At 58.5% G+C, this 11,191-nt stretch carries 12 protein-coding genes; 1 reads left to right on the top strand and 11 read right to left on the bottom strand.

The window, feature by feature from the left end; genetic code table 11:
* Positions 1-15 precede the first annotated feature (15 nt).
* Positions 16-198 (bottom strand): hypothetical protein, encoded by a 183-nt coding sequence (locus QZ307_RS00715; protein ID WP_295994348.1) that lies wholly within the window; start codon positions 196-198, stop codon positions 16-18.
* Between the two features lie 109 nt (positions 199-307).
* On the opposite strand from QZ307_RS00715, the gene QZ307_RS00710 reads away from it, so the two are divergent.
* Positions 308-607, top strand: a complete 300-nt coding sequence (locus tag QZ307_RS00710) for an addiction module antidote protein (protein WP_295994346.1) — start codon at positions 308-310, stop codon at positions 605-607.
* Between the two features lie 184 nt (positions 608-791).
* Here the strand turns inward: QZ307_RS00710 and aroF are convergent, their stop codons facing one another.
* From aroF to nrfD, 10 genes are all read right to left on the bottom strand, one after another.
* Positions 792-1,595, bottom strand: coding sequence for a 3-deoxy-7-phosphoheptulonate synthase (gene aroF, locus QZ307_RS00705; RefSeq protein ID WP_295994344.1), 804 nt, complete (start codon positions 1,593-1,595; stop codon positions 792-794).
* Positions 1,592-1,873: a chorismate mutase gene (locus tag QZ307_RS00700; RefSeq protein ID WP_275207070.1), complete on the bottom strand. Its 282-nt coding sequence runs from the start codon at positions 1,871-1,873 to the stop codon at positions 1,592-1,594. The genes aroF and QZ307_RS00700 overlap by 4 nt, the downstream gene beginning before the upstream one ends.
* A gap of 205 nt (positions 1,874-2,078) precedes the next feature.
* Entirely contained in the window at positions 2,079-2,657 is a 579-nt protein-coding gene (locus QZ307_RS00695) for a DUF308 domain-containing protein (RefSeq protein ID WP_295994337.1), read from the bottom strand.
* 320 nt (positions 2,658-2,977) lie between these two features.
* Positions 2,978-4,093 (bottom strand): ATP-binding protein, encoded by a 1,116-nt coding sequence (locus tag QZ307_RS00690; protein WP_295994335.1) that lies wholly within the window; start codon positions 4,091-4,093, stop codon positions 2,978-2,980.
* A gap of 219 nt (positions 4,094-4,312) precedes the next feature.
* The gene (locus QZ307_RS00685; RefSeq protein ID WP_295994333.1) at positions 4,313-4,996 is read right to left on the bottom strand and encodes a molecular chaperone TorD family protein; all 684 of its coding nucleotides are present in this window, start codon (positions 4,994-4,996) and stop codon (positions 4,313-4,315) included.
* A gap of 70 nt (positions 4,997-5,066) precedes the next feature.
* A complete protein-coding gene (locus tag QZ307_RS00680; protein WP_295994331.1) occupies positions 5,067-5,663 on the bottom strand; it encodes a 4Fe-4S dicluster domain-containing protein in 597 nt (198 codons plus the stop codon).
* A gap of 14 nt (positions 5,664-5,677) precedes the next feature.
* Positions 5,678-8,422 carry a molybdopterin-dependent oxidoreductase gene (locus tag QZ307_RS00675; RefSeq protein WP_295994329.1) on the bottom strand — a complete coding sequence of 915 codons (2,745 nt, stop codon included), beginning with the start codon at positions 8,420-8,422 and terminating at the stop codon, positions 5,678-5,680.
* A 199-nt stretch (positions 8,423-8,621) separates the two neighbouring features.
* Positions 8,622-9,605 (bottom strand): slipin family protein, encoded by a 984-nt coding sequence (locus QZ307_RS00670; RefSeq protein WP_295994328.1) that lies wholly within the window; start codon positions 9,603-9,605, stop codon positions 8,622-8,624.
* Between the two features lies 1 nt (position 9,606).
* Positions 9,607-10,071 carry a GntR family transcriptional regulator gene (locus QZ307_RS00665; RefSeq protein ID WP_295994325.1) on the bottom strand — a complete coding sequence of 155 codons (465 nt, stop codon included), beginning with the start codon at positions 10,069-10,071 and terminating at the stop codon, positions 9,607-9,609.
* A 21-nt stretch (positions 10,072-10,092) separates the two neighbouring features.
* Positions 10,093-11,103 (bottom strand): NrfD/PsrC family molybdoenzyme membrane anchor subunit, encoded by a 1,011-nt coding sequence (gene nrfD, locus QZ307_RS00660; protein ID WP_295994323.1) that lies wholly within the window; start codon positions 11,101-11,103, stop codon positions 10,093-10,095.
* Between the last annotated feature and the right edge of the window lie 88 nt (positions 11,104-11,191).

Genomic DNA, 11,191 nt, shown 5'->3' with positions numbered 1-11,191 from the left:
TCATCGGTTTCAGGTCTATTCAATTGCTGGGCCGTACTTTAGCACAACAAAGCACGGACGCAAGCCTTCAGTTTCAATTTTGTTGCGAACGGTATCCACCGTGTTTCGTTGTTCACGCAACTCCTGCGCTAAATAAACCCCTGTTCGTTTATGAGATAACGGCTCGAAGCCTCCTCGTGTCAAACTGGCGAACAGCATGGGAAGTTGACTATTGTATCTTTTAGGATACAATACAGGAGGGAACCATGAGAATTGAAACCAGCTCCACCTATCGCCGCTGGAATCCTTAACGAATGGAGGAAGAGTCATGACTGAGAAATGGGAGCAATGGGATCCAGCCGCCGACATCAATACACAAGAAGACGTTATCGAGTTCATGAACGCCGTACTTGAGCTCGACGATCCGTCGCTCTTCTCCGAAGCGCTGGGCATAGTCGCCCGCTCCAAGGGCATGACCAGCCTCGCCCGGGAAGTCGGCGTCGGTCGCGAGAGCCTCTACAAGTCTCTCAGCCGCTCGGGCAACCCGCGCTTCTCAACTGTGGCGAAAGTTCTCGACACCATGGGGCTCGAATTCCAAGTAGCGCCTAAGGCAACAGCGACGGCCTAAGCCCGTTATCCTCAGCCACAGGCACGGTCGACGCTCGCGCAGCGTCTCCCCAACCACGCGAACACGGCATAGCGAGTGCTCTTCCCGGCTCGAAAACCCGAGGGGGCACTCTCGACAAATGAAGGCTCCCAGCGCACCAACGCTGAGAGCCTTCATTGTTCAAACCGAATTGAGCAGAATCGCGTTACACGATCTTCTTGCCGAGCACAGCGGCCAGTTCGCGCAGTTGCTCGATGAGTACGCGGAACTGGGCCGGGGTCAGCTGCTGGGGGCCGTCGGACAGAGCCACCGGCGGGTTGGGGTGCACCTCGATCATCAGCGAGTCGGCACCGGCAGCCACGGCGGCCATGGCCAGGGAAGGCACCAAGTCGCGCTGGCCGGCGGGGTGCGACACGTCGATGCACACCGGATACAGCGACTGCTTGTGAATGACCGGCACCGCCGCAATGTCCAGCGTGAAGCGCGTAGCCGTCTCGAAGGTGCGGATGCCGCGCTCGCACAGCACCACGTTGGTGTTGCCGTGATCGGTGATGTAATCGGTGGCGGCCAGCCACTCGGCAATGGTGCCCGCGAAGCCGCGCTTGTACAGCACCATCTGATGGCTGTCGGCCGTCACCTCGCCAATCTTCTTCAGCAGGCTGAAGTTCTGGAAGTTACGAGCGCCTACCTGCAGGCCGTCCACGTAGTCGGCCACCAGCTGGCAGTGGGCCGAATCCATGACCTCGGTGAGGGTCTTCAGGCCGTACTTATCGCCGGCGTTCTTCATGATCTTGAGCGCCTCTTCGCCGAGGCCCTGGAACGAATGGGGGTTCGTGCGCGGCTTGAAAGCGCCACCGCGGATCCAAGTAAGACCCAGATCGGCAATGCACTCCGCCACCTCGTCGAACTGCTCGGCCGACTCCACCGAGCAAGGACCAGCGTAAATGGTGATCTCGTCAGTACGCTGACCAAGATCGGGAATGGGGGCAAGTTTCACTTCTTCGCTCATACGGACGGCGTCTCCTTACTTACTCGAAGGATGGTCTCGTAGATAGCACGAAGGTACTCGTTATAGAGCGGGCCCTCGTTGTAGGAGGCGATCTTCGCAAAGATCTCCTCCTCTCGGCGGGCGTCGTAGAGGCCCATATGGGCATCGGGCTTCAGCCCGCGAATGACGAGAGAGTGGCTGGCGCGCTTATTGAGAAGGGCCACGAGCTGACGATCGATCTCGTCGATCTTCTCGCGATGCTTCTCGATCTCGGCCAAGGCGCTGGTTTCGTCTGCCATCGCATTTCCTTTCCGGATTAAAAGCTTTAGCGTGAAAGGGGCCCGGGCGCCCGAAAGCGCGAACGCGGAACCACCTTGCCGCACGCGTGCTGCCTATAATAGCAAAAACCCCTGCGTATGCAGGGGTCTTTCGCGAAAGTTAACATAGGGTGTCTCGATACTCCGCCATCGGTGATGGCGATTGCGGGAACGGGTGCTGCGCGCCCTAGGCGTGATGGCTCTTCGCCATGGGACCGCCCCCGGCTTTGCTCTCAGAGTCGCGCACGTACCATTCGATGAACAAATCCATGGCGCCGTTCACCACGAACACGCTGCCCAACACCAGCACGAAGGTCATGGTAGCGCCGAAGGGATTCACTACTACGAGCACGCCGCCGATGCCCACCAGGATGCTGACGGCCAGCACGGCGATCCACACGTTGCCGCCAAACCGGCGCATGTCGAAGGCGCGCACCAGGTTGACGATGGCGCACAGGATAAGCACGAGACCCAACACCACCGAGAAGAAACTAGCCAGTGCCTTGGGGAAGATGAAGGCGATGGCAGCCACGATGAGATAGAACACGCCAGTCATGAGCATGCCCGTGTCGTGATAGCGAGCGCCTTTGCCACGGAAGTACGAAGCCAGCGAGCCTATGCCCATGAGCAGCATGGCCACCGCGAACAGCATAATAACGCCGTTGATGGTAATGGACGGGTACACCATAAGAAACAGGCCAAACCCGATGCACAGCACCGCTTGAACCATATTGTTCGACCGCACAATGTTCAGAAACTTCTCCATGGCGTTACTCCCATCTATGGCGGACCGGGTTCCTGCTTGACCCTCGTTGGCTCGAAAGGCACGTCCGCCCACCAGCAAGACCCCCTGCGAGTCTTGCACTCTCTTTTGTTTAGCCATGGTACGAATGATCGGGGCTTTCTTATTTGACGGTCGTCAAATGGCACAAAGCGGTAACGGCGCTGTCACCACTCCCCCATCGAACTGATACGAATCGGTAACCTTATTGACGCGGCGCAAAATACTGGAGCTCGCTCGAGCAGGCGCACAAGAGGGGCACAGGACTGAGCCGCTTCTTTTTACACAGCACCCTCTTCGAGCACTCACGCCAGCTCATCTTCTTCTTGCAGGCGTTCTGCCAGATACTCTCGAAACACCGGCATATCGAAACGCAGATAGCCCCGCACGCGTTCTCCGATGATCCCCTGCTCAAGGAGGCGCTTCTTGTACTGCGAGGCGTAATTGCTGCGTACGCCCATTCGCTCGGCAATGACAGCCAGCGAACTTTCCCCCTCATCTTGGAGCATGGCCCCAAGGAAACGCTTGTCACCTTGAGAAAGCTCAAGATAGGTATATTCAAGCACGCCGTCGATCATCTCTTTGCGCGCCCGCGCAATACCGCGCCTTACCGCGTCGGGAGCAAGCTCCTCTTCAGCCCCTCCCTCGCTCCACGCACAGTAACCAACCAGCTGCATCATGTAGGGAAATCCGTCGATAGCGGCCACTGCCTCATCAAGAGATTCTGGCCCCATGGATTTCTCCCCCTCCTGCAGGGTAAGACGGAGAGCTTCTCTGATCTCAAAATCGGGAATGCGCCCCAAGTGGTGCTTGCGAGAGCGGCGAAGAAACGAGATATCGTCATCCCTCAGCAACTGGGAGACGTTGTGGGGAAGCCCCGCCATGAGAAGAGCCACCTTGCGGCCCTCAGTTACAAAATGCTGATAGATGCGCGCGAGCTGCTTCATCTCGTCAACCGAAACCTTCACCTCGTCGACGGTGATCAGCAAACCGATATCGTATTCATCTAACTGCTCGAGCAGGCGATTCATCTGCGTGCGCCAGTTGCCAGCCACCGGCCGCTCGTTCTCCCACTCGAAACCGACAAGCTGTCCAACCGTCAGGCCCTTGAGCTTTCGGCCGCCCATGTTATCGAGAAAGCTCTGGGCATTCCAGGTTGCCTGCTGAAGAATGTCCTCGAGCATGCCTTCTGCAGCGGTCGTCTTTGCCGCAATCCAGCCCTGAGACGATGCCTCGTCGGCGATAAAAGACAAGAAAGCCGTCTTCCCCGTGCCGCGCGCGCCCGCCAAAATGGTGCAGAGATTCGGATCGCCCAACCCGTTGGCGAACGCACAGGAAAGCTCTTCGACCAGTTCCTCGCGACCCGCCATGATGGGAGGCACAATGCCAAACGTAGGGGTAAAAGGATTCGACTGGGCCACCGCGAACCTCCTTTGCCATACCTGGACTGCAGTGTTTTTGCAAGTTTTGCAAACTTTTGCAGCTTTTGCAAACTTTTTCTGGCTTTGCAAACTTTTGCAGCTTTTGCAAAGTCGTGGGTTCGCCTTGTCCATGGCGCAAAAAAACGGCGTCGACCTGGGAGGGAGTTGGTCGACGCCGTTTTCGGAGGAGGGGTCAGCGTAGAAAGAAGCCGAAGCGCCCTAGAGGCGACCCAGCTCCTGGGCCATGAAGGCCGCTCCAAGCTGGCCAATGAATCGATAGGTTTCCTCTTCGGCCTCGCGTTCCATTTCCTCGAAGAACGGGATGGCCCACGTACCAAGATGCTCCGTTAGGAACGCAGCCGCCGTTGCAGCGATTTCAGCGGCAGCGTCGTCGTTGCCGTCACGCAGGGCAATGCCCTGGTTCGTACGCAGCACCTGCATAAAGGCCAGCTGCATCGCCATATGGTCGGGCCGCAGCGCCGGCTTGAAGTCGGGCGCGAAGCCCATGCGGGCGTACAGCTCTTTCTGGTCCTGCACTGTCTGGGCAAGCACAATCTCAAGACCCTTGGCGCCTTCCTCATTGCCCAAGAAGCGGCTCTCGAAAAGCGTGCTAGCGCTGAACTGCGGGTTTGTGTACAGATGCGTATAGTCTTTGCGCACGCGATGGAAATACGTGTCAGCATCTTCGGCGCCCACCTGCTTGCCGATCCAGGCGCGAAACTCCTGCAAGGGCGCCTGAACCGTCCGCAAGTCAAGCTCGCCGGCAATGGCCTCTATGTCACCGAGCAGCTCTCCGCCATAGAGGCCGTCGGTCACGGCCGCCGTGGGCGTGATGACAAAGTATCCTAGTACCTGGTACATATCCGCGGACGCGAAAAGGCGCCCCATCTGATCGATAGTCATAATATCCTCCTCCTGGATGTAGCCCCCTCAGGGGGGCCGGGCTTAAGCCCGGCCCCCACGCATGCCCGAACTATGCGGGAATGTAGTACACCGACGGGTTTGTTCCCTGCTCCGGCATTAACTGAGCCGCGTCGCGCTCGTCGATCATGGACTTCAGCTCGTCCAAATCCCCGAAGATGCGCGCCTTGGCCAAGCAGGCCTGGGCACAAGCAGGAACCTCGCCGCTATCCAAGCGCCCATTGCCCTTGCAGAAGTCGCACTTGTCCACGGTGCCCACCGGCATTGCCTGATAGCGCATCTCCTCGTAAGGCGTCAGCTCTTTGCCGAAATAGCCATCCTCGGACTCGATATAGGAACGCGCCTGGTACGGGCACGCTGCAATGCAGCTCTGGCACCCAATGCACACCTCTTTATCGATCGTGACAATGCCGTCTTCGCCCTTCTGGCTTGCTCCGCTGGGACACACGTCCACGCAGGGCGCGTTCTCGCAATGCATGCAGAGCATCGGCGTAATTTGGCACGTCACATCGGGATAGGCGCCTTCAAACACCTGCTCGACACGGGATCGGAAGATCGTCGGGGGTGTACCATTGGCGCCCTTGCAAGCCGTTACGCATGCACGGCATCCCACGCACTTACGCAGGTTGATAACCATTCCGTAGGTCATTGATCTCTCCCCCTCTACTTCTTCGATACGTTGACACGAATGCACTGGTCGTACGCTTGCGTCAGGTGATCGAAGCGCTTCGGATCCTGGCCAGGAATCAGATGATTGATGCCCAGGCCCTTGCCCTTGCCAACAGGAATAAACTCGGACTTCGATCCCAAGCTACCGACAACAACCGACACAACCTCGGGGTGCACGGTTTCACTGACGAAGACCTTGCCCTCAACGGTCGCGCCCTCGCGACTCTTGAGCACGATGTCGTCGCCATTCTGAAGCCCCTTCGCAGCGGCCGTCTTGGAGTTCATTTCGATGGCGTAGAGCCAGGGAGACTGCTCGTTGACTTCGTTGATCCAAGCGTTGTACACCGAATGGGTATCGATGTTCATCGCGTCTGTCCAATAGATGGGGAAGAGATCGTAGTCGGGGTCCTCAATGTGATGATCACAGCACTCCATCCAGGTGGGAAGCGCGGTGAACTCGTCGTACTCGAATTCGAAGTTGAAGCCGCCCATTCCGTCGATGGCCCGCTTGCAATTCTCTTTCGCCTCAAGAATCACGTCGTGGTAAATCGGAACGCGCCCCGGACGATCGTTGGCGTAGATATACATTTCCTCGACCTTGCGCGGATGGGTCCACACGCCGTTCTTCTTGAACCACTCCAAGCCATGCTCGTCGTCCACGGCAGACTTATACACCGCGTCGGCAAACGCCTCCAGATCAAACCGCTTGGTAGTATCGAAATATCCCTCGAGGTACTCTTCTTTGAGGAACTTGGTGGCCATGAGGAACATCCAGTACCCCTCGTTGTTACCGCTTCGGTCAATGAGCTCGTTAACGATCTCGATGGCCGACGGACAATCATCGCGAGCAGGAACCACAGGCTGGCGAATGCCGAGCATCCAAGGCACATCAACGCCACCGCATCCCTTGTAAGCGTAGTAGGTGAGCGGATAGGGCTCAAAGCGCTCGAGGTAGCACGCCTCAGGCACCATCAGATCGAAGAAGTACGACGCATCTGTCATGTAGATATCGCACCCGATGACGTAGTCGAGTTTTTTGTACATCTCGATCTGCTCGTCATGGTTTTGCCACCAGCGAATCGGATTGCAGGCCAAGGCAAACATAACTTTCGACGGAGGGAAGTTGTTGTTGAACAGCTCAGGTTGCACCTGGGAGACGAACTTCCAGTGCGGATCCATGACGAGCGGGCTCAACTCCTTGTACCCGCCCGAGGTAACCACGAAGTCTTGGCCATAGGTTTTCTCGTAAATGGAGTTACTGGCCGCCGAACCCATGCCGTGAGAATGGAGCAATCCGTCGGGTTCGTAAACACGAGACGTCCAGCTAACCGTATCGTTGCCATCGGCAAAGCCCTGGCACTCAGCAGCAAACGTAATGAAGCCGCCGCACTCGTTGCACGAGCCCACCAGAACGTTTAGCCCCATAATTGCCATACAAGCCTGGCCGCAGTGCTTATGATGGACCGCTCCCGAGAACAAATCGGCACATGCCGGGCGGTAGTTCAGCGTGACGCCGTCCATCTCGATCGTTTGGCCGATGCAAGCCGCCTCGCCAAACTCCTTAGCCACATCGCGAATCGTTTGCGCCGGTACGGTAGTAATCTCCTCCTGCCATTCAGGCGTATACTGCTTGAGGTGATTCTTGTAAACCGTGAAAGCGGTCACTACCTTTTTGCCGTCGAAGTCGAATTCACCCTCCAGCGCGGGCTCGGCACATTCATCGTAGGGCTTAATCTTCCCATCGGATTCATCCATGTAGATGGACTTACCGCCGTCCTCAAGATAGACAACACGCATGGTTTCCTTGTCAATCAGACTTGGGCCATTGGTGCGGTTGATCAAGTAGGGATAATCGAGCAGATCCAGCTCGTGCACAAGGACGTTGGCGATGGCAAGAGCAGCAGCGGTATCAGTGCCGGGGCGAATCGGAACCCATCGCTCGGCCTTCTGGGCACTCGCCGACATATGAGGGTCAAAGACGGTCATCTTCGCGCCCTCATCTCGCGCGTCCGCCCATCGAGCGCAACTGACGTTGTAGCCGTGGCGCGTTGCGATGCCACCCTGCGTACCAAACTGAATAAGGTATTTGCAGTAGCGCCAATCGGGACCGGAATTACCCGTGGTGGTGTACAGGTCAGAAAACTGGTGAATACCCGCACCGCAGAGGTCCGACATCATGTATTCCTGGGTTCCCCATCCGCCCATAGCACCAAACCAGAGGTACTCTTCGGCCACAGAGGAAGCTACCACGGAGCCCCACATAAAGTTGTTCGGGTTCTCTGCCACGGCCTCGCGAATCTTATCGGCGGCCAGGGTGTAGGCCTCTTCCCACGTAATCTCTTCCCAGCCGGGATCGATGTCGATGCCCTTTTCGGGATTCGTACGCTTCATAGGCTTGGTAACGCGATAGGGATCGTACAGCTGCATAATGCCCGATGCGCCCTTGCCGCACATACGACCGCCGTTGGGGGCGTTCTCGTCGCCCGCCAACTCGACAACAACCCCGTCCACCACATGGGCCTTGATGCTGCACTGATTGAAGCACATGTTGCAGCTGGTGGGAATCCATTCGTCTTGCTGATGGCCCGTCTCCGACAGGGCTTCTCCCCCTGCGTCGCCTCCCTGCTGGCTTGCGCAACCCACCAGCGATGTCCCTCCGAGGCCTAGAACAGCGGCAGCGGCACTAGCTCCAGCAATAAACGATCGCCGGCTCATGCCTTCGCCGATTTGTCGTTCCATGATCTCCCCCTATCCTCTTTCTTGAAAAGAAATTACATCATGGATTCGGCCGAATCGCGTGGCTCCACCATAACAAATTGTCCTATGACAATCAATGATTATCATAGGACAATTCCCCAAATCATATTCCTATTTTTAGGATAATTTAATGACACGCTGTCATTAAAACACCTGATGAGGGCGGCAGCTGCCGTCGCTTCTACTTGCCGAGTACGCTCTTCAGTGCGTCAGCCGCTCCGTCAGCCCCGTTGAAGCCTTCGGCAAAGGCACTCGGCACCAGCACAGTCCCCTCCCCTTCGCGCAGAGACTCGTTCAGCAAATGCATGGCGCGCAGGCGAGAAACCGCCTCTTCGCCACCTACCAGATCCTTCATTTCTTCGAGGATCTCGTAGATATCCTGCTCGGCCTCCATAAGAATGATGCGCGCCTTCTTGCGCTGTTCCGCTTGCGCCTCAAGGCTCATCGTTTCCTGTAAGTCCTTGGGCAGAAGGATGTTGCGGATTTCCACCGAGAGAATGGTCACACCCCACGGAGCTACCTTTTCCTCAAGCACGCGCTTGAGCTCGCGGTCAAGCTGCTCGCGACGAATGGCCACCTCGGCCGCGCCGGCCCGTCCCAGGGCATCGCGCAAAGCGGTTTGAGCGGACATTTCCACAGCGCGCGTGAAATCACCTACCTCCACGCAAGCGTCCTTCGCATCCCACACGTGCCAAAACAGCACCGCATCCACGTTCATAGGCACCAGGTCCGCCGTCAACGTCTCTTCCGCATAGAAGGTAGTGACCCGCGTACGAGTGTCGATGCGCAGGGTATTGGATTCCACCACCGGCCACGTCCAAAAGAGCCCGGGGCCCGAGACGCGGTTGAACCGGCCCAGACGCAACACGACAACGCGCTCCCACTGCTGGGCAACGTGACACGACGAAACCGCCAGCAATCCCACCACCAGGGCAACTATAAGCCCCGGCAGCGTTACATCGTCCACCAGCAGCCAACTTACCGCCAGCGCAATCAGCGCCGTCCCCGCGAACAGCACCGCCGAAAACACCAGCACGCCATTATTGGAGGCGCGCTCGCCAATAATCTCCGTCGTCACATCGGGAGCAACGCGCCCCCGCGGGCGGCTTTTCGCCGCAGACTGCTCTTCGTCCTCCGCAGCGCCTCGAAACCCCAGCGTTGCCATCCTAGGCCCCCTTTTCCCCAGCCGAAGCGTCAACCGGCTCGAAGTCGATGATGCGCCCGTTCACTTCGCCGCGCCCCCGCGCCTCTTCGTACTTCAGCCGCTTGATTTTGCGCGAGAGCGCCCGCTGAATGTCGTCGTAGCCCAAGCCCAGTTCGCGACAGGAGGCAATGCACTCGTTGAGCACGGCATCCACTTCGTCCTCCTTCTCCTCGGCCACTGAAGCTGCTGTGTCGGTCACGAACACCCCGCGTCCGCGCGTCGACTCCAAATAGCCATCGGACACCAGACTGAGATAGGCCTTGTTCACCGTGTTGTAATTGATGGAAATCTCCGATGCCAGGCCGCGCACGGTGGGCAGCTTATCCCCGGGCTTGAAGTAGCCGTCGTTGATAAGGTAGGCAATGCGCTGACGCAGCTGAACCCACAGGGGCAGATCACTCGATTCATCGATTTCGAAGGGAAACATAGTCGGCCTTTCCGTTGAGTCCTACAAGATCAGCGCCGCATAGGTTGCCGAGGGCGGCAACCCGCACGATACCACCAGAAAACGCAGAAGAACCGCTCCCGCCAAAACGCAAGCGACGGAAAACGTCATTGAGGCCTTCAGCGCCAGGGAGCCACTCCGCAGCAACGAGCCCACCCGATCGGGCGTCACGCGCAAGCCGAGGGCGATCCCCTCGATCCCGAAGGGCACGAGCAGGCCCACGAGCACCAGGCCGCCCCAAAACCACGGCGCCGCCTCCCCGCTCACCAGGGCGGTAACCGAACGGAGAGCAGCCGCTGCCGTCGAGGTGAGAGGCGCTTCCAGCAGCTCGCCGGCTCCCGCCGCCGTCCACACCGAGAACAGCCAGAGCCCCACGCAGGCTCCCTCCGCAATTATCACGAGAGCATCGAGGCGCGTGAGCACTCCCAACACCGAGCCGAAAGCCGCCCCGCTGCGGGAGAATGCCCCCACCAGCAGCACCAAGGCCAGTCCACTCGACACGCTCGACAGCACAAACAGCGCAGGAAGCCAACCGCTATGCCACAGAGGCACAGCCTGCATCGAGGACAGCAGCAGGCCCGTGTACAGCGTCGTCACCACGCCGGCCAACGCCAGCGCCCCGGACACTAGGCGAAAGGCCAACAGCGAAAGACGCCATCGCCCCTGCCAAAACGCCAGGTGTGCCGCACACAGCCCGAGGTCGGCCACCAGCGCCCAGGCACCCACGACAAGATAGTTCTCCAAGGGGGCCAGGACGAGAAGCGCCAGTCGATCAAGGCGCCCAAGATCAGCCAGCAGGCAGGCAATCGCCAGCACCAGCGCCACAGCGGCCGCCACCAGCAGCACCGAGAAAAACTGACGGTACTTCCTTCCGCGCTCGTCGCAGAAACGGGCCGCTATGCCCCTTCGCACATCGAGGCCGTCGGCAAGCAGGCCGAGCGCGCCTATTACGATGCAGGCACCTCCCCCGCAGCCGCCCAAAAACAGGTAGGCTATGATCAGCTCGCTGAACATCTGCTCCCCTCGCGCCCTAGCTCGCATTCCGCATTTCGTGCGCACGCTTCATGCTCCACGCTTTACGCAGCAATTTCCTCAATAAGAG

This window comes from uncultured Adlercreutzia sp. (assembly GCA_910585575.1).
Lineage (GTDB): Bacteria > Actinomycetota > Coriobacteriia > Coriobacteriales > Eggerthellaceae > Adlercreutzia.
Note: the sequence above shows the minus strand (reverse complement) of the source record. Positions and strands in the feature narration are given on the sequence as shown.